This window comes from Methanohalophilus sp. RSK (genome assembly GCF_003722075.1).
Classification (GTDB): Archaea; Halobacteriota; Methanosarcinia; order Methanosarcinales; family Methanosarcinaceae; genus Methanohalophilus.
The window spans coordinates 1-26,305 of sequence record NZ_RDSK01000014.1; the positions used below are offsets into that span (position 1 = coordinate 1).

Sequence of the window (26,305 nt, forward strand, 5' to 3'; positions counted from 1 at the left end):
GCAGGTATGAATGAAGTCGGTACCCTTTTTGAAAGGGGTAAATTATTCCTTCCACATGTTATGATGGCTGCAGAAGCCATGCAGGCCGGTGTGGACGAACTTAAAGACGATATGCCTGAATCATCCGAAAAAGCTGCCAGTGTAATTGTCAATGGTACAGTAGAGGGAGATGTCCATGACATCGGTAAGGCTATTGTATCCACAATGCTCCAGACATCCGGATTCGAAGTCTATGACATCGGTCGTGATGCACCTGTAGCAGATTTCATTGCCAAGATCAAGGAAACCAATGCAAGCATGGTCGGAGTTTCCGCACTTATGACCACCACTCTCCAGGGCCAGAAGGAAGTAATCGAAGCCCTCGAAGAAGAAGGTCTCCGTGACAAGGTAAAAGTCATGGTAGGCGGTGCCCCTGCAACCAACTCATGGGCCAAAAAGATCGGTGCAGATTGTTATGCAGAAAATGCAACAGAAGCTGTCAACAAGGCAAAAGAGCTTCTTTTATAAGGTGATTATTAATGGCAAATGAATATTTTTTAAGAATGGGGGATGGCGAACGTATCTCCATGACCAGGGAGCAGATCATTGCAGACCTTCAGGAAGGTAGTGCAGATGCAGCAGACCTTGGTGACATTCCTGAACTTTCCGGGGATGAAATCGACAAGCTCGCAGATATCATTATGGATCCCAATCGTATAGTCAGTGTCGAACCAGGTATGGAAATCCCTGTAACCCACGACATTGGTTCAATCAGGATCGATGGTGATCAGGGTAACAGTGGTGTAGGAATTCCATCCAGTCGTCTCGTTGGCTGCATGATGCACGAGAGAGGTTTCGGTGCTGACACAATGGAACTTGGTCATATCGACTACAGTTTCAAACCAGTCAAACCGGTTATTGCCCAGGAACAGCAGGCAATGGAAGTTTGCCAGCAGAATATGACTGTCCCCCTTCTCTATGGAGCAATGCCAAATCTTGGTCTCTATTATACACCAGATGGTCCATTCGAAAATCCTGGTGACCTCATGAAGGCTTTCAAGATCAACGAAGCCCGTGAATCCATCGAGCATGCCGGTGACCATGCAACCCGTGACATTACCTGGATCATGCAGCACCTGCAGAAAGTAGGCTGTGACGGTGTCAACTTCGATACCATCGGTGCTGCAGGTGACGGGGACGTATATGCATCCCTGTATGCGATGAAAGCACTCAGGGAAGAATTCCCTAACATCTACATCGAAGCAGGTATGGCCGGAGAATGTACCCTTGGTATGCACGGCGAACTTGAGTTCGAAGGTAAGGCTCTTGCAGGTCTGTGGCCACATGAGCAGGTGCCACTTGCTGAAGAAGCCGGTGCAAATGTGTTCGGTCCGGTCTGTAACACCAATACCAGCAAGTCCTCCGCATGGAACCTTGCCCGTGCAGTAACCTTCACCAAAGCAGCCGTTTCAGCTGCAAACATCCCCTGTCATGTTGACATGGGTATGGGTGTCGGCGGTATCCCAATGTTCGAGACTCCACCAATCGATGCAGTAACCCGTGCCAGCAAGGCAATGGTCGAGATTGCAGGTGTCGACGGTATATAGATCGGAGTTGGCGACCCAATCGGTATGCCAATCTCACACATCATGGCTTCCGGTCTCACAGGCATGCGTGCAGCCGGTGACCTTGTTGCCAGGATGCAGTTCTCCGAGAACATGCGCATAAATGAAGCCAAGGACTATGTTGCCAGGAAACTCGGCGTTGAAGCACTTGACCTGAGTGACGAATATGTCATGAGGGAAATCCGTGAGGAACTTGATATTGGTGTACTTACATCCGTTCCAGGATGCGCCAAGGGTATCGCATCCAAGATGAATATTGAGAAACTTCTGGATGTTGAAATCAACTGCTGCGATAAATTCAGGGAAATCACAATGTAAGAAGAACATTTGTCTGCCTTTTATTTAAGGCAGATAAATTGAATAATTTCGGAATAGAATCGATGAAACAGAGAACGTATAAAAGAAGGTGAAATATATGGATGAAAACACAATTCAAGCACCTGCTGAAGATTCTACTGAGCTGGAATCAGGTAAGAGCGCAAGAATGAAGAGGGTAGCTAATTGGTGGGATGGTGTAGCTTTGGCAATGGCGGTTCCTGCCCTATTGTTGTATTCTTTGGGTGATATGGCCGCAATTTTAGGTGTTGGTTCAATAGTTGTATGGGTTATTTCCACTTTCGTAGCTGTATGGCTAGTATTTGGGTATGCGGAACTGGCAGGAATTTTCTCAAATAAGACAGGAGGAATGGGAGTATTTCAGTATGCCGCCTGGAAAAATTCTCAGGTTGTAAAGAAACATCCTATAATTGGGGATATGATTGGCGTAATTGGTATATGGGGTTATTGGTGGGCATGGAGTCCAGTACTTGCAATTGGCGGTTTGGTCGTAGGTCACTGGTTCATGACCCTTATCCCTACAATTCCAGAGACCATATTGTTTATTATTCCAAGTGATGTTGCTATTGGCGCAGTTTTCCTTTTAATTCTATATGGTATCAATTATTATGGATTGATGGGAGGAGCAAAGCTTGCTCAGGTACTTGCCCTGGCAACTATTATTCCTATGGCAATTCTTGCTCTAGCACCATGGTTTACTGGAAACATTGATTTTGGCAACTTTACACCATTCCTTCCCTTGAATTGGGCTACCGGTGAATTGGAATCTTCTTGGTTTACATTTGATGCAATTTATGGTATTCTGGGAGGATTATTCATCGCCTGGTGGTGTGTTGTTGCTTATGAAGCTGTAGCAGTTTATACAGCCGAATATAAACACCCTGAAACTGATACTTTTAAAGCTGTAAGTGTAGCATCGGTTCTTGTTGCGTTTTTCTATATCCTTCTTCCAATAACAGCACTTGGTGTTGTAGGTATTGAAGGGATTCAGGGTGATCCACTCCTTGCCATACCAAACATTGGAATCACATGTTTTGGTGAACTGGGTGGACATATAATGATGGTAGTGATGATGCTTGGTATTCTTCTGGCATTGAATCAGGCTACCAATGGGGGAGGACGTGCTCTGTACCAGATGGCTGAAGACGGAATGCTTGTTAAACAGTTTGGAATATTGAACAAATATGATATTCCAGCTGTTGGAATGGGTTTTGATATTATCTTTAACATTGTACTGATGTTCCTCAAAGCCCCAATTATTATCCTTGCAGCTTCAGCTATAGGATACAGTCTTGTTAACATACTGGCAAACCTTTCGGTTACATATATGAGAAGGAAATTCCCGGACGCATATCGACCTTTTAAAATGCCTGGCTGGATGTATGCATTATTTGCACCGGCTTTCTTGGTTATTGGTGCAAGTTTATTTGCAGCTCCGGTATTTGGTGGAATTTCAGGTACAATGGTAGGTCTTTCGATCAGTATAATAGTGTTACTGGTTTATACATATCGTAAGAAATACCAAGAAAGACCTGGATGGAAAATATGGGGTGAAAGTTCAATGCCAGACTATATGAAAGGAATACCATTTGAGGATGGAAGGCCGGCAGAAAATGGTACAAGAGACGCCGTCCTCACGACTGTCCTTATGCTGGTTATTCTTGGATATGTAGCCATGATAGGAATTTATTTGACCTAATGGGGGTGTGAAGTATGGAATGTAAAGAATGTGAAAAGATTTTAATAGCCACAGATGGATCGGAAAATGCTCAAAATGCTGTATCCTATGCTATGGGATTTGCAAAAACATCTGGAGCAGAATTATATGCTGTATATGTTGTACCTCATACGTCTATCTATGCAGGTATCAGAGATGTTTCTTGGGCAGAATCGATGGATAGTTTCTTTACCAATGTTGGTAAAAAAGCTACTGAAGAAATTGCTAAAAAGGCCAAATCAATGGATATTGAGGCCAAAGAAGTATTGCTTGAAGGAAATCCAGCAGAAGAGATCGCAAGTTTTGCGTCCTTACATGATATGGATATGATTGTGATGGGTACGCGAGGTAGAACCGGTGCAGCCAGCCATATTCTAGGCAGTGTAGCTGATAAGGTGATCCGGCATTCCAATAAACCGGTGTTGGTAGTCCCCTGAGCGTTCAATTTGCATGTATATCAATTGATATACATGCAACTTTTAAAGACTTAATTTTGATATATGGCAATGTTTCCATAGAAGCATTGTCTTTTTTATTTATTTTTTATTATATCTATTGACGTTCATTTCCCAAACTTCCTGTGAATTTTGGCCCTCTATTCTTCCATTCGTCGGTTTTCATTTAAATTTGCTAATTTTCTGCTTATTTTTTGATAGTTTCCGCTCTCAGTTCATTACCTCCTTTCTTTTTGATGTTCTCATTTGGGCTCTGTAGATTCTGTATTTTCTTGCCCTCAGTTCTTCACCATAATTTCCTTTTCAAAACAGAAAATATCGTCTCTACCAGGTTTCTATAATGGTAGACATCTTCATCAATTCATCTCTCATTTTTCGACGGTATACCATTAAATCACAGATTTAATGGGAGTTCCAGATTTCCAATCTGGAACAAAACACATTCTTTCACTTTGTGTTTTCATGGCTAAAATTACATTGGCACCTCTCCTTATAAAATGTTAATGTGTTAGCGGAAAGGGTTTTCTACAGAGCCCACACAAAAGTAATTTAACATTGTATCCACTTTTTTAAATCCATGAAATGTAGAACAACTATTAATATTCCTGAACTTGCTATGGGAGTTAAGAATAGAGCCGCTCTAGTTGCCTGTAAAGATAATGCAGATGCGGTCTATTTTTCTCTTGACAGGTTCAGTTTGCGGGCTCGGGCACGTGCTATCTCTCTGGAAGAGTTTGATGATTTTGTAGCTTTTATCCATTCTTATGACATTAAAGCATACCTCACTCTGAATTCGGTGATATATCCGAACGATCTGGATGAATTGGATCGGATAATGGACCATGTGACCTCTTCAGATGTGGATGCGGTCATAGCTTGGGATCCGTCGGTGATAATGAGGGCATCAGATGCAGGACTCAATGTGCATATATCCACTCAGGCCAACGTTTCCAACCAGGAATCGGTTGAATTCTATAAGCGTCTCGGGGCTAGCAGGGTGGTCCTTGCAAGGGAATTAAATCTGGAGCAAATTAAATCCATTCGCAAAAGCACTTCTATGGAACTTGAGGTCTTTATTCACGGGGCTATGTGCCAGGCTATTTCAGGACGCTGTTATCTGTCGGCCTATTTGCTGGGCAAGTCCGGTAATTGTGGGGAGTGTTCTCAGCCTTGCCGCTGGGACTGGAGTCTTGTAGGTGAGGATGGATCAACCGTAGATATTGAGGGGCACTATCTTCTCAGTGCAAGGGATCTCTGTATGATCGAACATATACCAGAGCTTGTAGAGGCTGGGATTGATTCTTTTAAGGTGGAGGGTAGGTTGCGGGATACAAGATACACTTCAGTTGTTTCAAGCTGTTATCGCAGGGCACTGGATGAATATAGGAATAACAAATTTGACAGTAGGCATGTGAACATCTGGATGAAGCAACTCAGTAGTGTCTACAATCGTGGTTTTTCCACAGGTTTCTATTTCGGTATTCCTTCCCGGGAAGGTTTCATTGTGGAAAAAGACATGAATGCATCGCAAACCCTCAAAGAACTTGTAGGCGAGGTTGTAAATTATTATAAAAATCAGAGTGCTGCATATGTGAAACTTACTGATTCTGGCCTTAATGTAGGTGATACAATTCTGATTGAAGGGGAAAATACCCATCTTGAACAGCATGTATCTTCCATACAGGTGACAGGTAGTAATATTAAATCAGCTGCAAAAGGTATGGATCTGGGGCTTGCGGTAGATGGTAGGGTCAGGCCCAATGATAAAGTATTCAGGATAGCAGATTCTGATAAATGCGGGAGTGAATGAAATGGATAAATTCATGAAAGAAGCGATAAATGAAGCCATGGCAGGCCGCGATAAAGGTGGCATCCCCATAGGCTCTGTCCTTGTGAGGAATGGAAAAATTATCGGAAGAGGGCATAATCTCAGGGTTCAGGAAGACGATCCGCTGTCACATGCGGAAATTTCCTGTATGAGGGATGCGGGCAGAATTGGAAGTTATGCGGATACAGTGTTGTATTCTACCCTTATGCCCTGCTACCTGTGTGCCGGTGCTGTGGTGCAGTTTGGTATAAAGAAAGTGGTTGCAGGCGAATCAGAAACCTTTGAAGGCGCACAGGATTTCCTGCGTAGCAAGGGAGTTGAGGTGGTGGACCTGTGTGTACCTGAATGTAAAATGCTGATGAAGGAATTTATTCGGGATTACCCTGAACTCTGGGATGAGGATATAGGGGAAAGTGAGCCATACTGACAAATATATAAATATATGCTGACTATATTGTAGCGTCTCCTGTGGTCTTAATTTTGCAGGAAATTTGTTTTTAAGGGGATGAAGGTTCAATGCCAGCACCAATTGCAGAAGAACTTGCAAAAAAACAACAGTCAATAAGTATAGCCGAATTTTTTGAAAAGAACAGGCAGATACTGGGTTTTGATTCGGCCCCCAGAAGTCTTATTACTACTATAAAGGAAGCTGTGGATAACTCTCTGGATGCCTGTGAGGAATCGGGGATATTACCTGATATTATGCTTCATATCAAACGCTCGGGTAGAAGTGGGGTCGTTGTGATTATAGAGGACAATGGTCCGGGTATTGTGAAAGATCAGATCCCGCGGGTTTTTGCCAAACTGCTTTACGGTTCCCGCTTTCATGCTCTCAAACAGAGCAGGGGTCAGCAGGGTATCGGTATCTCTGCAGCGGTCCTCTATTCCCAGCTGACAGCAGGCCATGCTACCAGGATCATTTCAAAGATTGGCTCCCCGTCCCCGGCTCACTATTATGAACTGATGATCAATACCCGCACCAATGATCCCGAGATATTGAAAGATGAAATAACCGAATGGGATCGTCCCCATGGAACCCGGGTGGAGATGGAAATGGAGGCCACCTATGTAAAGGGGCGCCGCCAATCTGTAGAGGAATATCTCAAAGCCACAGCCATTGTAAATCCCCATGCCCGTATAAAACTCATTGACCCTGAAGGTGATGAGAGGATATTTGAAAGGGCCACTGATAAAATACCCGAGCCTGCAAGCGAGATTTTACCACATCCCCATGGTATCGAGCTGGGTACTCTTATGAAAATGCTGCGTTATACCGGCAGGCAAAGACTTGCTCCTTTTCTGAGATATTCTTTTTCCAAGATAGGTTTGCTCACAGCAGAAGAAATCTGTAGTGCCAGTGGACTTGATGTGGATATGGACCCGCACACCATTGAAAGGGAAGATGCGAAACGCCTTCTTGATGCCTTCCAGAAAGTAAAAATCATGTCCCCTCCGACAGATTGTCTTTCCCCAATAGGTGAAGAATTGATCTATAAAGGTCTGGAGAAAGAATTCAAAGTAGATTTTATTGCAACTACCACGCGTACTCCCTCCGTTTATTCCGGTAATCCCTTTGTCGTGGAAGTTGGGATTGCTTACGGAGGCAACCTGCAAAAGGATGACAGGGTCAATATAATGCGGTTTGCCAACCGGGTCCCTCTTCTTTATCAGCAGGGAGGCTGTGTGACCACACATGGCGTGGAAGGTATCAAATGGAAGCAATATGGTATTAACCAGCCGGGCGGGGGGCTGCCCATTGGTCCTTTGGTACTGCTTATACACGTGGCCTCCACAAATGTGCCTTTTACATCTGAATCCAAGGACGCTATTGCGGATATCCCGGAGATTCAGGATGAGGTGGAACTGGCACTGAAAGAAGTGGGAAGGAAACTAAATCGCTTCCTTAAAAAGAAAGGTTCCCTTAAAAAACGCAAGGAAAAGGAAGTTATTATTAACAAGGTATTGCCCAGGATGGCTGAAAAACTGGCAGAAACACTTGACAGGGAAGTACCGGATATCAATCCCGTTGTTGCCAGGGTAATGGGCAACCTGCTTGTTGACAGGCAATTCGATGATGGTGATACCAATGTATCCCTCAGGACAAAGAATTTTGGGAGTAAAAAAGTAGAATTCAAATTACATGAGATGTTGCCTTTCCAGGTCGAGGCAACTCCATCACCGAAAGTGGTCAGTATGGGCAATGATTATGATTACATATGGAAAATTGTTCTCAAGCCAGGTGAGGCTTTTGCCGTCAATTACCAGTTACCGGACCCATCGGATTTGGATTCTATAAAAGAGACACCTATTGTTGAAGGGGTGGAGGAAGAGATCGTTACAGGTGCCAGAGCGATAAAAGGGGTTGTATAATGGCTAAGAATGAACACCGTAAAGAGCATGACAGGCTTGCAGAACAGCGATTGACGGGTCTTGCATCGGAGTTGTATTCGCATTTTGTGGATGGAAAGATACCTTATGTGAATATGCCCAGCAGAACCAAGAACAATATTGAATTTAATGAAAACAGTGATGTATGGGTGTATGGCGACAGGGAAAGTGAAAGAAGTGCTAAGACTGTAAAAGGTGCATTCCAGTTATTGAAAACCTCTCATGTGCTTGATTTTCTTTTAAAGAACCATATCGGGAATAATCGTGGTTCAACTTTGAGGGAATTATACTACATTTCCGAGAACTGGGATATTGCCAAGTTCAAGGAACAACCCGAAAGTGATCGCCTGGTTGAGGATCTTGAGATTATTTCCAGTCTCCAGAGGGAATATTTCCATATGCGTCCCGAAGAAGATGGTGCTACACTTTTTGGCCCCCTGCGGCTGCGGGAAGAGACCAAGCGCGGAGATCGTGATATCCATTGCCAGGAGGATGTGGGTGAAAGTGGTTATCAGATCCCTTTCAATGTGGAGAATATCGATTTCATAGATCATGATGCCAAATTCATAATAGCCATTGAGACCGGTGGTATGTATGCCCGTTTGATTGAGAATGGTTTTGATGAACTAAATGATGCTATACTTGTACATCTCAAAGGCCAGCCTGCTCGCTCAACCCGGCGTATGATCAAGCGTATGAATGAGGAGCTGGGTATTCCGGTTGTGGTCTTTACTGACGGTGATCCCTGGTCCTATCGTATCTATGCTTCAGTTGCATACGGCGCTATCAAGAGTGCCCACCTTTCCGAGTTCATGGCAACTCCTGCGGCCAAGTTTGTCGGAGTGCAGCCTTCGGATATTGTGGAGTATGAATTGTCCACCGATAAATTGACCGATAAGGATGTCGATGCCCTGCGAAGTGAACTTACAGATCCGAGGTTTGAAACCGATTACTGGAAAGAACAGATTAACCTGCAGCTTGATATCGGGAAAAAGGCAGAACAGCAGGCCTTTGCGGGCAAGGGTCTGGACTTTGTCACAAAGACATACCTGCCCGACAGGCTTTCAGATATGGGTATAATTTAAAAAAGTTATTCAAAGAATTTTGTGCGTTGCAGAAGGTCGTCAACACTCTTTTTTGTATGGAGGCCTTCCAGCATCCTGTCCCTGTCAATCCACATATCAGCCGCACTCTGAAGGCCGCTTGTTTTGTGGGGAACATAATTAATGCCTTCATCAGGTGTGGCCAGACGATCGGAAAATCCCATTTCCCCTATCTTCCATTCTTTTACGGATGCCTGTGCCTCTGTTTTTGTTTGCTCGGTTTTCTCTTCTGACATGGTATCCCTTTTTGCATTTCCCTGAATATATAACTTACCTGGGTGTGCATCAGTAAACTTAATATTCCCCACTTCCCATTACCGCTAAGGAGTTATTGCAAGTGACGCTGGTTCTTGGCATAGAGGGCACCGCATGGAATCTGAGTGCGGCTGTTGTTAACGAAGATGAAGTGGTTTGTGAGGTTACGCATACATACAAACCGGTTACAGGGGGCATTCATCCTCGAGAAGCTGCTCAACATCATGCCCAGTTTGCTTCCTGGGTGATGTCCAATCTTTTCGACGAACTGGCTGAGAAAAACATAAATCCCAATGATATTGAAGCGATCTCCTTTTCACAGGGTCCGGGTCTGGGTGCCTGTTTGAGGACCGTGGCAACTGCTGCCAGGGCCCTTTCCCTTTCCCTTGAAATTCCTCTGGTGGGGGTGAACCATTGTGTGGCCCACGTGGAGATCGGCAGGTGGAAAACACCTGCAAAGGATCCTGTTGTGCTCTATGCAAGCGGTGCTAATACCCAGGTACTGGCCTACAGGCGTGGAAAATACCGCGTATTCGGAGAGACTCTGGATATAGGTGTAGGAAATGCCCTTGACAAATTTGCCCGCAGCGCAGGCCTGTCCCATCCGGGTGGGCCGCAGATCGAGATGTATGCAAAGGATTCGGTGAATTACGTAAACCTGCCTTATGTGGTGAAGGGTATGGATTTCTCTTTTTCCGGGCTTTCAACTGCAGCCACCGACGCCCTGCAAAAACATACGCTTGAGGATGTTTGTTATTCCCTGCAGGAGAATGCTTTTGCAATGCTTGTGGAGGTGACCGAACGGGCTCTGGCACATACCGGTAAGACTGAAGTGTTGCTCGGTGGTGGTGTCGGTGCGAACATGCGCCTGCGGGAGATGCTTGATATTATGTGTGATGACCGCGGTGCATCCTTTTATGTTCCTGAAAAACGTTTCATGGGAGATAATGGTGCTATGATCGCCTGGCTCGGTCTTCTTATGTATAAGGCAGGCGATACAATAGAGGTCGAAGATTCTCATGTAAATCCCAATTATCGTCCTGACATGGTGGATGTGACATGGCTGAAGGAGTAAATGAAATGATCAGGGATGGTGCAGAAGCAAAGGTCATCCGGAGAAATAAGCGTCTGGTCAAGAGTCGTATCCCTAAACGTTATCGTGTGCGGGAACTGGATGAGCGGATACGCAGGGAACGTACCCGTGCAGAGGCCCGTTTGATATCACAAGCCCGCAGGGCCGGGGTGGCGACACCTGTAATCTATGATATTTATAATTCCACCATAGAGATGGATTACATTGAGGGTAAGCCATTAAAATATGTCATTTCTGAAGGTTTATGTGAAAAACTCGGGGAACTTGTGGGCAGGCTCCATGCTGCAGGTATAATTCACGGAGACCTTACGACCTCGAATATCATCTGGGATGGAAGCAAGATGTGGCTTATCGATTTCGGGCTTGCTTTCAGTGCAGAGGATATTGAATCCCGCGGTGTAGATATTCATGTGCTCTTCCAAACCCTTGAAAGCTCCCATCCCAACCACGAGGCACTCATAGCTGCCTTCTGTAGGGGTTATAATCGCACTCTTGAATCTGCGAAAGATGTACTGGAAAGGGTTGTTGAAATCGAAACGAGGGGAAGGTACGCCTGAGTAATTTTTATCATACATTTTTGTTCTTGTACAGTCAGATATAATCTATTAACAACTCGTAGTGTGATACCATGCGCAAAATCGTATTCGTTACCGGCAACAGCGGCAAGTTCAGGGAAATTAAGGCAATCCTGGGACAGAGGGGAATTGAGGTCCTCCAGAACACCGATGGTTATCCTGAGTTGCAGGAGGATGACCTGGAACCAATCGCAGCCGATGGTGCCCGCCGGGCCTGTGAAAAGCTGGGAATGTCCGTGATGGTGGATGATTCCGGGCTTTTCATTGATACCCTGAATGGTTTCCCGGGCCCCTATTCTGCCTTTGTGGAGGATAATCTTGGCAATCCCAAAGTCCTGAAATTGATGGAGGATGAAGAAAATCGCAGTGCTTATTTCAAATCCGTCATTGGCTACTGTGAGCCGGGTAAAGAACCCCTGACGTTTACCGGTACTGTTGAAGGCAACATCGCTTATGAGGAAAAAGGGGAAGGCGGCTTTGGCTATGACCCTATCTTTCTGTATGGTGACCGGACATTTGGTGAGATGGGAGATGAGGAAAAGAATAAAGTATCCCACAGAAAGCGTGCTGTGGACAAGTTTGTGGAATGGGTTGACTCAAACGTATGACTGGAGAAGTATTGCTCGTGCCGGTGCCCCGTCACACCCTTTTATTTTTAATGGCAGACATACAAACCCATAATAACCCGGCTCAACCTTTTTAAGATCCAGATTCTCAATTATATTTATCCCTTTTCCAAGCAATATCATGTGGTTATCCAGTCCTTCCCCGGAATCCACCGAATCCGAATCGATTCCTACTGTCAGGAAGCCATTTTTTGCAATCCATCTTGCGGCATCTGGGAGTATCTTTGCAAATTTTTGGTCTGATGATTCAGTTTTCAGCAATATGATTTCACTGCTTTTGTCTTTGAAGGAAAAAGCTTTTTCCATTTCGTCATTTCCTATTTCGGTTTTCCCGGAAAGATCGATCAGATAAGCCCTGCCTACAAGAGAGGACAATTCCAGTTCATCCACTGTGCGCCCGTCCTCAAATATATGGGCAGGGGCATCGATATGGGTTGCAGTGTGACTACCCATTTCGAGTTTTGAGACACTGTATCCGCAGGATTCGATGGAAGCAACTCTCTCGACAGTAACGTTTGGATCCCCGGGATAAACTCTGGTTTCAGGACCGATAGGTCGTGCTATATCTATAATTTTCTATGTCATTTTTAGATAAAGACCCTTGAATTTTCCAGCACCTGCTTTGCTTCATCCTTTTCAAGGCCTGCTCCCATTGCCACTTTCAATGCAGTGCCTGTTGTTATCAGGTCAGAAGGATGGTGTGAATCAGTATCCACTACCATTGTCGCACTGCTAAGCTTTGCGATTTTTGCAACATGCCCATTGGTACGGTTATGCCCGCCCCTGGAGGTTATTTCCAGGCATACATTGTTGTCCGCTGCAATTTTAGCTTCTTCTTCAGTGATAAATCCGGGGTGTGCCAGGATATCTATATCCGAACATTGTGCAGCTGCACGGTTTGTGCCGGGCAAAACAGGTTCTACCGGACTTTCCCCGTGTACAACAACAATTTCGGCGCCCAGTTCTCTTGCAAGCTTTGCAAGGGTTGCTATTTTTTCAGGGGGCACATGTGTTATCTCAATGCCGGGAAGCACCTTTATATCCATTAGCTCTTCCAGGTATTTTGCCTTGGTAACACAGTTGAGTATGTGTTCTACATTGGTGAAATCGGCATGGTCTGTTAGGCCGATTGCCTCATATCCGAGAGTTTTTGCCCTGCGGACCTGCTCACTTGGAATAAGTTCTCCGTCGCTGAATATTGTATGTGTATGTAGATCTATCATGATAATTCCTGTTGTGTTTTGTACAAAGTATTTATTGTTTGTATTGATAATATCTTCTGTGCTAGATGTCCATATTTTTATATCATATGCATGGAATGGATATCTAAATAATTCTTCATGTTGGAGATAATGAATGATGAATAATAAGTCAGGGATTCGCAGGTTGGTTCTGGATGTTCTGAAGCCACATAATCCTTCCATAGTTGAACTTGCAGGTGTGTTGGGTGATGTGGAAGGAGTTGATGGTGTCAATCTTAGTCTTTATGAAATGGATCAGAAAACCGAAAATGTAAAAATCACCCTGGAAGGGCTTGATCTTGACTATGAACTTATCCGTCAGGAAATAGAGAATATGGGTGCGGTGGTCCATAGCGTAGATGAGATTGCAGCCGGTAAAAGAATCATCGAAGAAGTGGAGACTCACCAGGACAGGTGATTCTTATTTTTCTTCTTCTTCAGGACTTTCCAGTCTCTGTATAACATCTGCAAAAGCAAAATTGGGTTTTACGTCTCTTACCTTTATGCGCACTTTTTCTCCTTTTTCAGTGTCACAGATGAATACTACAAACCCTTCCACAAAAGCAGTACCGTCGCCGCCGGATCCTATTCTTTCGATAACAACGTCATATTCCTCCCCTTTCCTGATCGGTGCGGTAAGGAATTTTTTGCCTATGACGTATATTTCGGCACTTTCTGACCTTGAAGCCTCTGGCGAATGGGCCCTGACATATGTAAATTCGCCTCTTACTTTTTCCAGGTATTCCTTGAACATATCTCCCTGGAATACTTTTACAACAAAATGTCCCTGGGGTTTAAGGATGCGGGTTGCACATTCAAGTGCTGATTCGGCCAAATCGATGGAACGTGCATGATCCAGGTTCCAGTTTCCTGAAAGATTGGGTGCAGCATCACATATAACAGTATCAGCTCCTTGTTCTCCTACTGCTTCCTTGATCTGATTTGCAGTCTCTTCCCGGGTTATATCGCCGCGGATGATGGTTATTCTGTCCATTGGCTTGATGCGCAATATGTCTACACCGACAACTTTCCTTTTCGTCAATTCTCTTGCGACTTCAAGCCATCCACCGGGTGCGGCTCCGAGATCTACAACATCACTGTCTTCTCTGATAACGTTAAATTTCTTGTTAATCTGCTGGAGTTTGTAGGCTGCTCTTGAGCGATAACCTTCGGCTTTTGCACGCCAGTAATATGTATCTCTTCTATGCCTTGCCATTGGATTGCTTCCTTCATTATGTAAGTATAAAAGGTTATGCCTCTTTAAGTTCCTCTATCCGTGCACTCAATGAGAATATATTTTCTTCTATCTCGGTGAGTGCATCAGGGACCCATGAATCAAAATCATAGTAAATATTTACAAGGTCCATGTATTTTTCCTCCAGATCCTGTATGTATTCAGGTTCTGCAGGGGTCTGCACTTCATTGATCAGGTTCTCCAGATGTGTGGTCCGCATCTTCAATCTTCTTTTAAAGCGTGTTGCTACTTTTCCCATGTCCAGTTCTCTTTTTTCTAACCCAAGCATATCAAGTGCATCACTCAATTCCTGTGGATATTCAGGAAACGCGTCTGGTCCCAGAATAAAATATGTCGCCTCCTCTGTGTTTTCCATCCCTACTATTTCTTCACAGGTTACGTTTTCCAGAAAATGTCTGGAACAGGCCTTTTCACACATCTTTAATATATCTTCCTCTGTAGGGGGTTCATCATCCCTTGCATAGGTGATTTCCTGGGCAGTGCAGGTAATCTCGTGGACTGTGGCTGCTCCCAGTACATCAATTATCCCGGAAAGTTCTTCGATTGAAATCATGATTATTTCTGTATCATTTTATGGCTTAATAATGTCATGCCCGTGACGTTCAATGTGTTATATCAGGCTATTTTTAAATAATTGGAGACTTACACCTCATAACACAGGCGAAAACCATGCATTCTACACTATGGATCAAAGGAACTAAAAGTAAATCCCTTGAGGGGAAGACCGTTGTGCTGGCAGTTACTGGCAGTATTGCAGCCGTAAGGGTTGTGGAACTGGCACGTGAACTAATACGCAACGGTGCAAATGTCTATGCTGTGATGAGTGAAGCAGCCACTCATATTCTCCATCCTGATGCATTACATTATGCTACCGGTCATGAAGTGATAACGGATATAACCGGGGGGGTGGAGCATGTGGGGATGTGCGGGATGCAGGGTATGGCAGATCTCTTATTGATAGCTCCGGCAACTGCGAATACTATAAGCAAAATCGCAATGGGGATTGATGATACGCCTGTAACAACGTTTGCAACAACCGCTATTGGTAGCGGGATGCCCACGATAGTTGTACCTGCAATGCATCAGTCCATGTATGACCATCCTGCGGTGCATTCCAATCTCGAAAAACTTGAGAGTTATGGCATCAGTTTGGTTGGTCCCCGTGTAGAGGAAGGGATTGCCAAGATATCTCCCAGTGATGATATTGTCCTGGCAGCTGAGCGGCAACTTATGGGGAAAAAACTTGCAGGCAAGAAAATAGTGCTGACAGCCGGTGCAACTGCTGAAGCTATTGATCCTATCCGTATACTCACAAACCGGGCTTCCGGCAAAACCGGTCAGGAACTGGCCAGGGAGGCCTTCCGACGGGGTGGGGATGTTACAATAATCCACAGGAATGAACTCGATGTGGATGGTATAAATGAGGTTTATACAGAAAGTGCAGCCAGTATGCTGGATAACTGCATGAAAGAAATAGACCGGGGTTGTGATGTATTCATAAGTTCGGCTGCGATTTCGGATTATACACTTGATTATTCAAGGTCCAAAATTAAATCAGGTCAGAACCTTATTCTTGAAATGCATCCCACTGAAAAGATATTGCCACAGGTACGAGGTAATCATCCCGGCATAGTGATTGTAGGTTTTAAAGCTGAAACCGGTGTTGGTGAAAAAGAGCTTGTGGGAAGTGCGACCCATATGCTTGAAGAATACGGCCTTGACATGGTTGTTGCCAATGATGTGGGGGGAGGGGGAATGGGCACCTCTGACAATTCCGTATATATCCTGCAGGATGGGTCTTCACCATATCATTATAGTGGTTCCAAACGTTACCTCGCATCTGTAATAATGGACCGGCTTGAGCAAATCCTGTTATGAGGGTTTCTATGGATCCAAAACAAGAATGTGTAACATGCTTTGCTCCTGGCCATATTACAGGTTTTTTTAGAATCCATGAAAACGATGATCCGGCCCTGAAGGGCACTACAGGTTGTGGTCTAGTTCTTAACAGAGGGGTCACTGTAAAAGTAGGTGTGGGGCCCGATATTACAGAGACAGAGATATTCCTGAATGGTTCAAAGAAGCAAGCACCTGTCACTTCCCATCTGGTTACTTCTCTATGCTGTGAACCTGTAAGGATAGAATCCCATGCTGATATTCCTGTAGGCTGTGGTTTTGGTGCTTCCGGTGCAGGTGCACTGGCAACTTCCTATAGTTTAAATGATCTTTTCTCACTGGGCCTAACTCAAAATGAACTTGTGGAAGCCGCTCATATTGCCGAAGTTGTAGGAGGAGGTGGACTGGGTGATGTGGAAGCCCAGGCACACGGCGGGATTGTTATCAGGAAAAGACCTGCTCCGGTTACAAAAGGGGGCCTGCTGGATCGCATCGTATCTCCCTCTTTTAGTGTACACTGCGTGGCTCTGGGTACGTTGTCTACAAAAAAAACCCTTGCCGATTCCTCTGTGACTGGAAAGATCAATATTGCAGGCAAAACCGCAATGAAAAACTTGCTACAGAATCCTACCATTGAAGAATTTATGCGCCAATCCCGCAGTTTTAGTTTTGAACTGGACCTTTTGAGCAAGGGGGCAAAAGACATTATCGAGGCTGTGGAAAATGTCGGTGGATTTGCTTCACAGGCTATGCTTGGGGATGCAGTTTTTGCGGTTGCTGGTCCGGAGTGTACTGATACTGTCCTCAGGGAAGTGATGGGTGAATTCGGAACAGTATTTAGCAGTACAATTGCAGGTACTGATTGACATCTCTGCAACTCCTATCTTTTTTTCATATTGACATAAGAATTATTGCAAAAAGGGCGGATACCACTCCTAACCACTGTCTGGGGGCAAGCTTTTCTTTAAGTATAAAATATGCAAGCAATACTGTTGCACCGGGGCTTAATGAGGATAAAATTGTGGTAATATCCAGCCTGCCTGCTTCTGAAGCCAGTGCAAAGAACGTACATCCGCCGGTATTGAAAAGTCCTGCAAGAACAATTACGGGAAGTACGTCAATGGAAGAGGGTTTCACTTTTGCTGATCCTGTCAGTACAACAAAACCTAAAAACATCAATAGGGCTATTCCTCTGGCAAAGGCCAGTGGCCAGAATACGGCAGTTTCACTGAAATTATCTATGGATATAAAAAAGAGTCCAAAACCCATTCCCGCAAGCAGAGGATACTTTAGGTCGTTTATTTTGACTTTTGGCCCGTTATCCATACTGACAATAAACCACACTGCTATAAAAGCAAAAATGAATCCTGCAATTCGCAGGATTTCCGGAAATCCTTCATAAAACGCAGAGTAAATTACCGGGACAATGGCCGATATCACTGCAGCCACCGGGGCAACTATACCCATTTTTCCTTCAGCCAATCCCTGATAGAGGGCTAACAATCCGGATGTTCCAAAAAAACCTGCCAGGCATCCCCATAACAATTTACTTAATGGGGGCAGGTTTTCTGAGAAAACGAATGCGAGTATTGGAAAAAATACAACTCCTACAATCTGGGTTACCAGAACTACTGAATATACGTTAGTGCGTCTGGAAGCACAGCCGCCGATAAAATCACCCGCTCCCCAGGAAACGGCAGATGCAAGGCCAAAAAAGATTGCCATAAGCTCAACAGGGATCATTTTGGATTCTCCGTTTCATTTTGGGATTCTCATTGGCTGATTGGTGTATTTGATGTTATATCTGTGCTTTAGTCGATAGATTGAAGTAGTCTTCAGGTGAGATTATTTCATAAAATCACTCTCATATACTACATCTGGACTTCATATTTGGATTTCCTTAGAGAATTGCGGTTTGATAATTTGTATCCGGAGATATTTAATGGCAGGCATCACACTAAAACAAAGATTTTTGGATTCCCTTGCAGGAAAGGATGTTGACAAGGTACCAGTATGTTCAGTAACCCAGACAGGCACTATTGAACTGATGGAAGCCACGGGCAGCTATTGGCCAGAGGCACATTATGATGCTGAAAAAATGGCTGCACTGGCTATAGGCGGGTATGAGGTGGCCGGCCTGGAAGCTGTGCGTTATCCTTTTGACGGTACGGCTATAGCCCAGACGCTGGGATGTACGATAAAGGAAGGAACTTTTGATTCTCAGCCATCTGTTCTTAACAATCCCTGTAACAATAAGGAGGATGTAGGAAAGTTCAATCTCCCGGATAATTTCCTGGAAAGTGAACGCATATCCACCATACTGGATGCCACGGAAATTGTCCGGGAAAGGGTTGGGGAAGACATTCCTGTTGTTGCAGGCATGCTTGGTCCTGCTGCAATTGCTATCTCTCTTGTGGGTGCAAAGAATTACCTTATGTGGTCCCTCACTGAGCCGGAAACTATGCGTGAACTGCTCGGTATGGGTGTAGAAGTATGTGTTGAATATTCCAATGCCCTTTTCGAAAGGGGTGTGGATGCAATCTGTATGCCTGATTCCGAAGCAGGGCCGGACCTGTTACCTCCTGAATATTTTAAATCCCTGGTTCTTCCGGAATATGGAAAAATCTGTGCCGGCACTGATGGACCAATGATTTTGCACATATGCGGGGATGCCACCGCAATCCTCGAACCTATGGCACGTTCCGGATTTGAGGGTTTGAGTATTGAAGAAAAAGTGGATGCTAAATATGCCAAAAGGATAATTGGGGACAGGGCTTGTTTGATAGGCAACGTCTCGCCTGTAGATATCCTCCTTTCGACTCCTGCGGAAGAAGTGAAAAGACAGGCTAAGATGTGTATTGAAGACGGTGTGGATATTCTTGCTCCGGGCTGTGGACTTGCACCATATACTTCGCTTGAGAACCTGAAGGCTTTTGTGGAAGCAAGGGATGAGTACTATAAGGGTTTAAATCCCGAGTTATAAGAAGGTGCAAATACCTGTTTTTCTTTTGAAGCAACGATTTATGATCTATTTATGTTTGTTCAGATTATAGAGGTGTATAACAATTGACTGGCATTCCCCGAACACATCCTCGTTATCATTCCCTGATTGCAAGGGAAAATATTGTTGAAGGTGTGAATAAAGGTATTACGAGTATGCAGGGTCTTGTGGCTCAGGGCAGAGGTGAATGTTTTGACTATCTGCTTGGTGAAAGGACTGTTCCTTCGGCCTTACTTGCAGAAAAGATAGCTTCTGCGCTGCTTCTTCTGGCAGATAGGCCGGTCATTTCGGTAAACGGCAATACATCTGCCCTTGTCCCTGAAAAAATGGTTGCGCTTGCATCTGTCACAGGAGCATCCCTTGAAGTCAATCTTTTTCACCGTACCGAGGAGAGAGTATCTCGTATAATTTCTCATCTGGAATCCTTTGGTGCGACCCGTGTGCTTGGGGCACGAGGGGATGGCAGGCTTGATCTTGAACATGCCCGGGCTATTGTGGATCAGGAAGGAATCTACAGTGCAGATGTGGTTCTTGTTCCCCTGGAAGACGGGGATAGATGCCAGAAATTGGTGGAGATGGGTAAAACGGTTATTGCAATCGATTTGAATCCTTTCTCGCGCACATCAAAGACAGCCACTCTTACGATTGTAGACAATGTGGGCCGTGCGATGGTAAACCTAATCAGCTATTCCCGGCAACTTGGAATATGTAGCCATGAAGAGCTTGAGGAAATTGCAGGAGATTTTGATAACGCTACCTTTCTCAGAGAAGTTGTTGGAGAATTAATGCAGAATCTTAAGAATCAGTGAAAGTGATCATTATGGATATTATTGAAATCACAAGAGATTATGTGTCAGATATACTCTCCGATGAACCCGGTAGCCACGATATGGGTCACGTGGAGCGGGTTGAATCCCTTTGCATGTATATAGGGGAAAAGGAAGGGGGAAATCCTGATGTATTGAGGCTTGCCGGCCTTTTGCATGATGTGGGGGTTGTCCGGGAACATGAGGAAGGTGGTGATCATGCATTCTATAGTGCTGAAATCGCAAGTTCTTTTCTGGCTGACAAAGAAGTTGATGAAAAAACCATTGAACATATTGTATCCTGCATACGTACTCACAGGTTTAGCCGGGGTATGATTCCTGAATCACTCGAAGGGCAAATTTTACAGGATGCGGATAGGATTGATGCCCTGGGAGCTGTGGGGATTTTCAGGTCACTGGTTTCAATGGGGGCTTTGCGAGGATTAAAACATGCCAATGGTACTGTGAAGGAAAGTTCCATGAATGCCTATGCGCAAAACCCTTTTGAAGGTTTTGAAGAATATATGGAAAGGAAGCCTTTTAAGATAATGGATCGTCTGAACACACATACTTCCAGGGAGATTGCAACAGAGAGGCTGAAAATTATGGAAACTTTCCTTGAACAGCTCAAAAAGGAAGTTTATTGATGTTGGAGGGGTTTTATGGCTGATATTTTGATCAAGAATGGTTACATCCTTACTATGGATCCTGATTCAGGAGATCTCAAAAAAGGGGAGGTTGCCATTGAAAATGGCAGGATTGTCTATGTGGGTCTTTCTTATAATGGCAAGGCAGACAAAATAATAGATGCAAGCGGTTCGGTGGTCATGCCCGGTCTGGTAAATACCCATAATCATGCAGGAATGACACTTTTAAGGGGCTATGCCGATGATCTGCCACTTGCAGAATGGCTGGAGGATTATATCTGGCCCGTGGAAGCAAAATTGGGTCCGGAAGAAATCTATGCAGGGGTTAGGCTGGCATGCCTGGAGATGGTAAAATCCGGAACAACCACCTTTGCTGACATGTATATTCATGAGCAGGCAGCTGCCCGTGCAGTTGAGGATTGTGGTATGCGTGCAGCCCTTTCCTATGGTATGATTGATTTTGGAGATCCTCAAAGGGCAGAATCTTCCCTCTTAAAAGGCAGGAATTTTGTAAAGGATTTCAATGGTGCAGCCAATGGGCGCATATCTGCCATGTATGGCCCTCATGCTCCTCATACTTGCTCTCAGCAATTCCTGCATGATGTGCGTGAGCAGGCTCGCAAGGATGATGTAAAAGTTCACATCCATGTGCTTGAGACCGAAGCTGAACTTAACCAGATGAAAGAGAAATATGGCAAGTGTTCGGTTAACATGCTTCATGACATTGGTTTTTTTGACAGTGATGTACTTGCTGCTCATTGTATATGGCTTTCAGAGGGGGATATGGATATTTTGGCTGAAACCGGAGTTCATGTGAGCCATGATCCTGTGAGTAATATGAAAACGGCAGCAGGTATAGCACCGGTACCACAACTGCTTGAAAAGGGTGTGAATGTGTCCCTGAGTACCGATGGATGTGCTTCAAACAATAATCTTGATATGTTCGGGGTAATGAAAATGACTGCACTGCTCCATAAGGTAAACAGTATGGACCTAACTGTCATTGATGCCCGGAAAGTGCTTGAGATGGCCACTGTAAACGGGGCAAAGGCACTTGGAATTGAGGCCGGTATGATCAAAGAAGGCTACTACGGCGATTTGGTTGTTGTGGATATGAAACGTCCGCATCTCACTCCATTGTATGATGTAGATTCGCATCTTGTATATTCGGCTCTTGGTAGTGATGTCACTACCGTGTTGGTGGACGGGAAAGTGCTCATGGAAAACGGTCAGGTTCTATGTATGGATGAATATGAGATAATGGTGGAAGCTTCTAAAGCTGCAAAAAAAACTGACAGTCAGCATCTGATTGATGTTCTGGGTTTGAATAATCCTTCATCTGATCAATAATTTCAGTTTGGCCAGAAATACATAAAAATTAATTCTATTTATTATTTTTGAATTAGAATATATATTTGCTTCCTTATGTACTGTAAAAATATTTTAAAAACCTTCAATTTGAAAACACATATATAGTATGGCGTAGTATGTGATGTCAATCAGTTACGATTAAAATTATGGTGGAATTATTATGTTCGTGGCAAACAATGATTTTCATTGGTTCCCGGATTTCCCACTATATTATACTATAGGGATGTTACAGTGTGGAATTATCCATTCTTGACATTTGATTGCGAATTCAGATCGAAATGTATGTCCGTTCATCCGGGCCTTTAACGTATCCGTTCAATCGGGCCTTTAACGTATCCGTTCAATCGGACCTTTAGTGTATCCGTTCAATCGGACCTTTAGTGTATCCGTTCAATCGGACCATTAAGATAAAACAGGAGTGTGAAGATGAGTAAACTCAAATATGACCACGTATTTACTTCAGAAGCGGTCGGTGCAGGACATCCAGATAAGATATGTGATCAGGTATCTGATGCAGTTCTGGATGCATGTCTGGCAGCTGATCCTAACAGTCGTGTGGCATGTGAAACACTTGTAGCCCATGACCTTGTGGTAAATGCAGGTGAAATTACCTGTAAAGGTATGGAACAGATTGATACAGAGAATATAGCACGTGAAGTTGTTCGTGATATAGGATATGATCATAAGGACCTTCTTTTCTGGGACAAATCCTTTGAATACATATCAAAAATCCATGAACAATCCCCTAATATTTCTATGGGAGTTACCGAGGGTACAGGGTTATATGAAGAGCAGGGTGCAGGGGATCAGGGTATGATGTTTGGTTATGCTACCAATGAAACAGATGAGTATATGCCTGCTCCAATTGCGTTTAGTCACAGGCTACTCCGGTATCTGGACTCTATCCGTCAGGAAGGTAGGGTATCCTACTTAAGGCCGGATGCCAAATCACAGGTTTCAGTGAAATATGTAAATGGAAAACCAGACCACATAACAGCTGTAGTTATATCACAGCAGACTGACGACATCCCACTTGAAACAGTTCGTAATGACATGGTAGGATTTATCAATGAAGTCCTTGAGCCAACCGGCATGTTGAGGTCAGATACCGAGTATTACATAAACCCAACAGGCGCGTTCGTTCTGGGAGGTCCCTATGCAGATGCAGGACTTACCGGACGTAAGATCATCGTGGATACCTATGGAGGAGTAGGCAGCCATGGTGGGGGAGCTTTCTCGGGTAAAGATCCTTCCAAGGTTGATCGCTCAGCAGCATACTATGCAAGATATGTCGCCAAAAACATAGTTGCAGCAGGTCTTGCTGATAAATGCGAAATTCAGGTAGCTTATGCCATTGGTGTCGCAAAGCCTCTCAGTATCAATGTTGATACCTATGGTACAGGTGTAATTGAAGACCAGGAAATCCAGAATGTACTGGAATCCGGTGAAATATTTGATTTCAGACCGGCAGCCCTGATACAAGATCTGAATTTATTGCATCCTAAAGGTTGGTCATATAGGCAGGCATCTTCTTATGGTCATTTTGGCAGGAATATTTTCCCCTGGGAACAACTTGACAGGGTGGATAGCCTCAAAGGAAAATTCAATCTCAACGTAGTGAAATGATTTTTGTCTAAATCACAATAGTCGCTATTTAGATTGGGATCAGGGATTTAGAAGTATATTTGGAATTTTAGCATTGCTAAGAAGATGATTAATTATTGGTGAAAATATGGTTACAAATAAGGATTATAAAGTTAAAGATATTGGACTTGCTGACGCAGGTCGCAAGCAGTTAAATATAGCTGAAAAGGAAATGCCGGGTCTTATGGCCACACGTGAAAAGTACGGGCCTATGAAACCACTTAAAGGAGCACGTATAAGTGGCAGTCTTCACATGACTGTTCAAACTGCAGTACTTATTGAAACACTGGTTGAACTCGGTGCAGATGTGCGTTGGGCATCATGTAATATTTTCTCGACCCAGGATGAAGCAGCAGCCGCAATAGCAGAAACAGGTGTCCCGGTTTTTGCATGGAAAGGTGAGACACTTGATGATTACTGGTGGTGCACCAAAAAGGCATTGACCTGGCCAGATGGTAAGGGTCCAAATCTCATTGTGGATGATGGTGGGGATGCAACCCTGATGATGCATCGTGGGTATGCAGTAGAAGATGACGCTTCTATCCTTGATGAACCTACAGACAACAAGGAACTTATAGCCCAGAACGAAGTGCTTAAAAAAGCCCTGAAGGAAGACCCTCAATTCTGGCATAAAGCGGTTGCTGACTGGAAGGGTGTGTCCGAGGAAACAACTACCGGTGTGCACAGATTGTATCACTGGGAGAGGAAGGGCGAACTTCTTACACCTGCTATAAATGTCAATGACTCTGTAACCAAGAGCAAATTCGACAATGTCTACGGATGCAGGGAATCCCTTGTGGATGCCATAAAGCGTGGTACTGATGTGATGATTGCAGGTAAGGTCGCAGTAGTCTGTGGTTATGGTGATGTCGGTAAAGGCTCAGCAGCAGCACTGGCTAATCACAAGGCAAGAGTGATTATAACAGAAACCGATCCGATCTGTGCCCTGCAGGCATTGATGGAAGGATACTCTGTTATGACTGTTGAGGATGCACTGTCCTACGGGGACATTTATGTGACCACAACAGGAAACTGTGATGTCCTTACAACCGAACACATGTCTAACATGAAAGACCAGGCAATTGTCTGTAACATAGGCCATTTTGATAATGAGATTCAGGTTGATGCACTTAACAAGATGGATAATGTGAAAAAGGTCAACATCAAGCCACAGGTAGATGAATACCAATTCCCTGATGGCCATTCCATCTATGTGCTGGCAGAAGGCAGGCTTGTCAATCTGGGTCTTGCAACCGGTCACCCGAGTTTTGTCATGTCAAACAGTTTCACAAACCAGACACTTGCACAGATCGATCTCTGGGAGACTCCAAAGGAAGTTGGTGTTTATCGATTGTCAAAAGTGCTGGATGAAGAGGTCGCAAGGTTGCACCTCGAAAAACTGGGTGCCAAATTGACCAAGATGTCACAGGAACAGGCTGAATACATTGGTTTCCCTGTTGAAGGGCCGTACAAACCAGAACACTACCGCTACTAAATAATTAAGTTATGGATGTTCTGAGGAGGGCTCCCGGGGTGGGAGTCCTTATTTGATTTCACTTAATCCATTCTGGATTCATGGTATGCATGAGCCAGACGAATAGCAACAATCGACTGTATTTGTAAATATACTACATTAAATAACAATAGGAGGATCTACATGAACCAATACGGAAAACAGGATTTTGGAGATAATCCAATAGAAGTAAGGGAATCGGACCATTATGAGGAAGAGTATGTTCCTGGATTTGTTGATAAATGGGACGAACTCATCGATTGGGAAAGCCGTGCCCAAGGCGAAGGGGATACTATCATAAACATCCTGAAAGAAAGGGGTGTTAAGAAAGTACTCGATGTGGCAACAGGCACCGGTTTTAATTCTGTTCGTTTACTTCAGGCAGGTTTTGATGTCGTAAGTGCAGATGGCAGTGCAGAAATGCTTGTCAAGGCCTTTGATAATGCCCGTGATCATGGATATTTGATGAGGACCGTGCAGGCTGATTGGAGATGGATGAATAAAGATATCCATGACAAATTCGATGCTGTTATATGTCTGGGTAATTCATTTACACACCTTTTCGATGAAGACGACCGCAGAAAAGCTCTGGCTGAGTTCTATGCGCTGCTGAAACATGATGGTGTATTGCTTCTTGACCAGCGTAATTATGATGCCATAATGGAAGATGGTTATTCCAGTAAACATGCCCATTATTACTGTGGCGATACTGTATCAGTCTATCCGGAACATGTCGATGAGGGGCTTGCCCGTTTCAAATATGAATTCTCGGATGGTTCAGTCTACAGTCTCAATATGTTCCCCCTGAGAAAAGATTACACCAGGCAACTTCTGCACGAAGTTGGTTTCCAGGAAATAAATACCCTTGGGGACTTTAAAGAGACCTACAAAGATGACGAGCCTGATTTCTTTCTCCATGTTGCAGAAAAAAATTAAAAAATATGGGAAGAT

General features: G+C 44.3%; 26 protein-coding genes and 2 pseudogenes. 21 read left to right on the forward strand and 7 right to left on the reverse strand.

The genetic code is table 11. The features are described 5' to 3' along the window. From EFE42_RS07115 to EFE42_RS07130, 4 genes and pseudogenes are all read left to right on the forward strand, one after another. On the forward strand, nt 1–507 hold a 507-nt coding region (locus EFE42_RS07115; RefSeq protein WP_233564770.1), incomplete at its 5' end, for a B12-binding domain-containing protein. Nucleotides 508–518: 11 nt separating this feature from the next. After that, nucleotides 519–1,922: pseudogene (mtbB, locus tag EFE42_RS07120) on the forward strand ([dimethylamine--corrinoid protein] Co-methyltransferase). A 97-nt stretch (nt 1,923–2,019) separates the two neighbouring features. Further along, a complete protein-coding gene (locus EFE42_RS07125) occupies nt 2,020–3,639 on the forward strand; it encodes an APC family permease (RefSeq protein WP_123136596.1) in 1,620 nt (539 codons plus the stop codon). Between the two features lie 14 nt (nt 3,640–3,653). Then, a complete protein-coding gene (locus EFE42_RS07130) occupies nt 3,654–4,094 on the forward strand; it encodes a universal stress protein (RefSeq protein ID WP_123136597.1) in 441 nt (146 codons plus the stop codon). Nucleotides 4,095–4,373: 279 nt separating this feature from the next. Here EFE42_RS07130 and EFE42_RS11005 read toward each other — a convergent pair. Continuing rightward, nucleotides 4,374–4,496 (reverse strand): annotated as a pseudogene (locus EFE42_RS11005) (IS5/IS1182 family transposase); the annotation flags it as partial. Between the two features lie 193 nt (nt 4,497–4,689). On the opposite strand from EFE42_RS11005, the gene EFE42_RS07135 reads away from it, so the two are divergent. From EFE42_RS07135 to EFE42_RS07150, 4 genes are all read left to right on the forward strand, one after another. Continuing rightward, complete coding sequence (locus tag EFE42_RS07135; RefSeq protein WP_123136598.1) at nt 4,690–5,922, forward strand: peptidase U32 family protein; 1,233 nt, start codon at nt 4,690–4,692, stop codon at nt 5,920–5,922. Nucleotide 5,923: 1 nt separating this feature from the next. Next, nucleotides 5,924–6,367 carry a nucleoside deaminase gene (locus EFE42_RS07140; RefSeq protein ID WP_123136599.1) on the forward strand — a complete coding sequence of 148 codons (444 nt, stop codon included), beginning with the start codon at nt 5,924–5,926 and terminating at the stop codon, nt 6,365–6,367. 89 nt (nt 6,368–6,456) lie between these two features. Continuing rightward, complete coding sequence (locus EFE42_RS07145) at nt 6,457–8,310, forward strand: DNA topoisomerase VI subunit B (protein WP_123136600.1); 1,854 nt, start codon at nt 6,457–6,459, stop codon at nt 8,308–8,310. After that, on the forward strand, nt 8,310–9,413 hold the full coding sequence (locus EFE42_RS07150; RefSeq protein ID WP_123136601.1) for a DNA topoisomerase IV subunit A: 1,104 nt from the start codon (nt 8,310–8,312) through the stop codon (nt 9,411–9,413). The genes EFE42_RS07145 and EFE42_RS07150 overlap by 1 nt, the downstream gene beginning before the upstream one ends. Before the next feature lie 5 nt (nt 9,414–9,418). On the opposite strand, the gene EFE42_RS07155 is transcribed toward EFE42_RS07150, so the two are convergent. After that, nucleotides 9,419–9,667 (reverse strand): hypothetical protein, encoded by a 249-nt coding sequence (locus EFE42_RS07155; protein WP_148039265.1) that lies wholly within the window; start codon nt 9,665–9,667, stop codon nt 9,419–9,421. Between the two features lie 101 nt (nt 9,668–9,768). Between EFE42_RS07155 and EFE42_RS07160 the strand changes: the two genes are divergently transcribed. The 3 genes from EFE42_RS07160 to EFE42_RS07170 all read left to right on the forward strand — a co-directional run bounded on the left by EFE42_RS07160 (nt 9,769) and on the right by EFE42_RS07170 (nt 11,962). After that, nucleotides 9,769–10,761, forward strand: coding sequence for a bifunctional N(6)-L-threonylcarbamoyladenine synthase/serine/threonine protein kinase (locus EFE42_RS07160; RefSeq protein WP_123136603.1), 993 nt, complete (start codon nt 9,769–9,771; stop codon nt 10,759–10,761). Then, nucleotides 10,746–11,336 (forward strand): Kae1-associated kinase Bud32, encoded by a 591-nt coding sequence (locus EFE42_RS07165; protein WP_233564771.1) that lies wholly within the window; start codon nt 10,746–10,748, stop codon nt 11,334–11,336. Before EFE42_RS07160 ends, EFE42_RS07165 begins: the two co-directional genes overlap by 16 nt. Nucleotides 11,337–11,407: 71 nt before the next feature. Then, on the forward strand, nt 11,408–11,962 hold the full coding sequence (locus EFE42_RS07170) for an XTP/dITP diphosphatase (protein ID WP_123136604.1): 555 nt from the start codon (nt 11,408–11,410) through the stop codon (nt 11,960–11,962). On the opposite strand, the gene EFE42_RS07175 is transcribed toward EFE42_RS07170, so the two are convergent. Then, nucleotides 11,951–12,553: a cyclase family protein gene (locus tag EFE42_RS07175; protein ID WP_123136605.1), complete on the reverse strand. Its 603-nt coding sequence runs from the start codon at nt 12,551–12,553 to the stop codon at nt 11,951–11,953. The two genes, EFE42_RS07170 and EFE42_RS07175, sit on opposite strands and share 12 nt — an antisense overlap. Nucleotides 12,554–12,567: 14 nt before the next feature. Further along, a complete protein-coding gene (locus EFE42_RS07180; protein WP_123136606.1) occupies nt 12,568–13,203 on the reverse strand; it encodes a histidinol phosphate phosphatase domain-containing protein in 636 nt (211 codons plus the stop codon). Between the two features lie 133 nt (nt 13,204–13,336). Between EFE42_RS07180 and EFE42_RS07185 the strand changes: the two genes are divergently transcribed. Next, nucleotides 13,337–13,639 carry a DUF211 domain-containing protein gene (locus EFE42_RS07185; protein ID WP_123136607.1) on the forward strand — a complete coding sequence of 101 codons (303 nt, stop codon included), beginning with the start codon at nt 13,337–13,339 and terminating at the stop codon, nt 13,637–13,639. Nucleotides 13,640–13,642: 3 nt separating this feature from the next. Here the strand turns inward: EFE42_RS07185 and EFE42_RS07190 are convergent, their stop codons facing one another. Both EFE42_RS07190 and EFE42_RS07195 read right to left on the reverse strand, forming a co-directional pair. Continuing rightward, the gene (locus tag EFE42_RS07190) at nt 13,643–14,437 is read right to left on the reverse strand and encodes a 23S rRNA (uridine(2552)-2'-O)-methyltransferase (RefSeq protein ID WP_123136608.1); all 795 of its coding nucleotides are present in this window, start codon (nt 14,435–14,437) and stop codon (nt 13,643–13,645) included. Nucleotides 14,438–14,471: 34 nt separating this feature from the next. Continuing rightward, nucleotides 14,472–15,029 carry a hypothetical protein gene (locus EFE42_RS07195; RefSeq protein WP_123136609.1) on the reverse strand — a complete coding sequence of 186 codons (558 nt, stop codon included), beginning with the start codon at nt 15,027–15,029 and terminating at the stop codon, nt 14,472–14,474. A 116-nt stretch (nt 15,030–15,145) separates the two neighbouring features. Between EFE42_RS07195 and coaBC the strand changes: the two genes are divergently transcribed. Then, nucleotides 15,146–16,354, forward strand: a complete 1,209-nt coding sequence (coaBC, locus tag EFE42_RS07200) for a bifunctional phosphopantothenoylcysteine decarboxylase/phosphopantothenate--cysteine ligase CoaBC (RefSeq protein ID WP_123136610.1) — start codon at nt 15,146–15,148, stop codon at nt 16,352–16,354. An 8-nt stretch (nt 16,355–16,362) separates the two neighbouring features. Beyond that, entirely contained in the window at nt 16,363–17,238 is an 876-nt protein-coding gene (locus EFE42_RS07205; RefSeq protein ID WP_123136611.1) for a pantoate kinase, read from the forward strand. Between the two features lie 25 nt (nt 17,239–17,263). On the opposite strand, the gene EFE42_RS07210 is transcribed toward EFE42_RS07205, so the two are convergent. Beyond that, nucleotides 17,264–18,115, reverse strand: coding sequence for a DMT family transporter (locus tag EFE42_RS07210; protein ID WP_123136612.1), 852 nt, complete (start codon nt 18,113–18,115; stop codon nt 17,264–17,266). A 199-nt stretch (nt 18,116–18,314) separates the two neighbouring features. On the opposite strand from EFE42_RS07210, the gene mtaA reads away from it, so the two are divergent. The 7 genes from mtaA to EFE42_RS07245 all read left to right on the forward strand — a co-directional run bounded on the left by mtaA (nt 18,315) and on the right by EFE42_RS07245 (nt 26,290). Continuing rightward, nucleotides 18,315–19,355 carry a methylcobamide:CoM methyltransferase MtaA gene (gene mtaA / locus EFE42_RS07215; RefSeq protein WP_123136613.1) on the forward strand — a complete coding sequence of 347 codons (1,041 nt, stop codon included), beginning with the start codon at nt 18,315–18,317 and terminating at the stop codon, nt 19,353–19,355. Nucleotides 19,356–19,438: 83 nt separating this feature from the next. Continuing rightward, nucleotides 19,439–20,182 (forward strand): 4-phosphopantoate--beta-alanine ligase, encoded by a 744-nt coding sequence (locus tag EFE42_RS07220; RefSeq protein WP_123136614.1) that lies wholly within the window; start codon nt 19,439–19,441, stop codon nt 20,180–20,182. 11 nt (nt 20,183–20,193) lie between these two features. Beyond that, nucleotides 20,194–20,826: an HD domain-containing protein gene (locus tag EFE42_RS07225; RefSeq protein WP_199724105.1), complete on the forward strand. Its 633-nt coding sequence runs from the start codon at nt 20,194–20,196 to the stop codon at nt 20,824–20,826. A 15-nt stretch (nt 20,827–20,841) separates the two neighbouring features. Continuing rightward, nucleotides 20,842–22,176: an amidohydrolase family protein gene (locus tag EFE42_RS07230; RefSeq protein WP_123136616.1), complete on the forward strand. Its 1,335-nt coding sequence runs from the start codon at nt 20,842–20,844 to the stop codon at nt 22,174–22,176. A gap of 447 nt (nt 22,177–22,623) precedes the next feature. Continuing rightward, on the forward strand, nt 22,624–23,823 hold the full coding sequence (gene metK, locus EFE42_RS07235) for a methionine adenosyltransferase (RefSeq protein ID WP_123136617.1): 1,200 nt from the start codon (nt 22,624–22,626) through the stop codon (nt 23,821–23,823). 106 nt (nt 23,824–23,929) lie between these two features. Then, a complete protein-coding gene (gene ahcY / locus EFE42_RS07240) occupies nt 23,930–25,336 on the forward strand; it encodes an adenosylhomocysteinase (protein ID WP_123136618.1) in 1,407 nt (468 codons plus the stop codon). A 162-nt stretch (nt 25,337–25,498) separates the two neighbouring features. Continuing rightward, nucleotides 25,499–26,290 (forward strand): class I SAM-dependent methyltransferase, encoded by a 792-nt coding sequence (locus tag EFE42_RS07245; RefSeq protein ID WP_123136619.1) that lies wholly within the window; start codon nt 25,499–25,501, stop codon nt 26,288–26,290. Nucleotides 26,291–26,305: the final 15 nt, after the last annotated feature.

Bases quoted from the DNA above. Each gene is read 5' to 3' on its own strand.
- EFE42_RS07125 (WP_123136596.1), top strand. From the start codon at position 2,020: ATGGATGAAAACACAATTCAAGCACCTGCTGAAGATTCTACTGAGCTG.
- EFE42_RS07130 (WP_123136597.1), top strand. From the start codon at position 3,654: ATGGAATGTAAAGAATGTGAAAAGATTTTAATAGCCACAGATGGATCG.
- EFE42_RS07135 (WP_123136598.1), top strand. From the start codon at position 4,690: ATGAAATGTAGAACAACTATTAATATTCCTGAACTTGCTATGGGAGTT.
- EFE42_RS07140 (WP_123136599.1), top strand. From the start codon at position 5,924: ATGGATAAATTCATGAAAGAAGCGATAAATGAAGCCATGGCAGGCCGC.
- EFE42_RS07145 (WP_123136600.1), top strand. From the start codon at position 6,457: ATGCCAGCACCAATTGCAGAAGAACTTGCAAAAAAACAACAGTCAATA.
- EFE42_RS07150 (WP_123136601.1), top strand. From the start codon at position 8,310: ATGGCTAAGAATGAACACCGTAAAGAGCATGACAGGCTTGCAGAACAG.
- EFE42_RS07155 (WP_148039265.1), bottom strand. From the start codon at position 9,667: ATGTCAGAAGAGAAAACCGAGCAAACAAAAACAGAGGCACAGGCATCC.
- EFE42_RS07165 (WP_233564771.1), top strand. From the start codon at position 10,746: ATGGCTGAAGGAGTAAATGAAATGATCAGGGATGGTGCAGAAGCAAAG.
- EFE42_RS07170 (WP_123136604.1), top strand. From the start codon at position 11,408: ATGCGCAAAATCGTATTCGTTACCGGCAACAGCGGCAAGTTCAGGGAA.
- EFE42_RS07180 (WP_123136606.1), bottom strand. From the start codon at position 13,203: ATGATAGATCTACATACACATACAATATTCAGCGACGGAGAACTTATT.
- EFE42_RS07185 (WP_123136607.1), top strand. From the start codon at position 13,337: ATGATGAATAATAAGTCAGGGATTCGCAGGTTGGTTCTGGATGTTCTG.
- EFE42_RS07190 (WP_123136608.1), bottom strand. From the start codon at position 14,437: ATGGCAAGGCATAGAAGAGATACATATTACTGGCGTGCAAAAGCCGAA.
- EFE42_RS07195 (WP_123136609.1), bottom strand. From the start codon at position 15,029: ATGATTTCAATCGAAGAACTTTCCGGGATAATTGATGTACTGGGAGCA.
- coaBC (WP_123136610.1), top strand. From the start codon at position 15,146: ATGCATTCTACACTATGGATCAAAGGAACTAAAAGTAAATCCCTTGAG.
- EFE42_RS07205 (WP_123136611.1), top strand. From the start codon at position 16,363: ATGGATCCAAAACAAGAATGTGTAACATGCTTTGCTCCTGGCCATATT.
- EFE42_RS07210 (WP_123136612.1), bottom strand. From the start codon at position 18,115: ATGATCCCTGTTGAGCTTATGGCAATCTTTTTTGGCCTTGCATCTGCC.
- mtaA (WP_123136613.1), top strand. From the start codon at position 18,315: ATGGCAGGCATCACACTAAAACAAAGATTTTTGGATTCCCTTGCAGGA.
- EFE42_RS07225 (WP_199724105.1), top strand. From the start codon at position 20,194: ATGGATATTATTGAAATCACAAGAGATTATGTGTCAGATATACTCTCC.
- EFE42_RS07230 (WP_123136616.1), top strand. From the start codon at position 20,842: ATGGCTGATATTTTGATCAAGAATGGTTACATCCTTACTATGGATCCT.
- metK (WP_123136617.1), top strand. From the start codon at position 22,624: ATGAGTAAACTCAAATATGACCACGTATTTACTTCAGAAGCGGTCGGT.
- ahcY (WP_123136618.1), top strand. From the start codon at position 23,930: ATGGTTACAAATAAGGATTATAAAGTTAAAGATATTGGACTTGCTGAC.
- EFE42_RS07245 (WP_123136619.1), top strand. From the start codon at position 25,499: ATGAACCAATACGGAAAACAGGATTTTGGAGATAATCCAATAGAAGTA.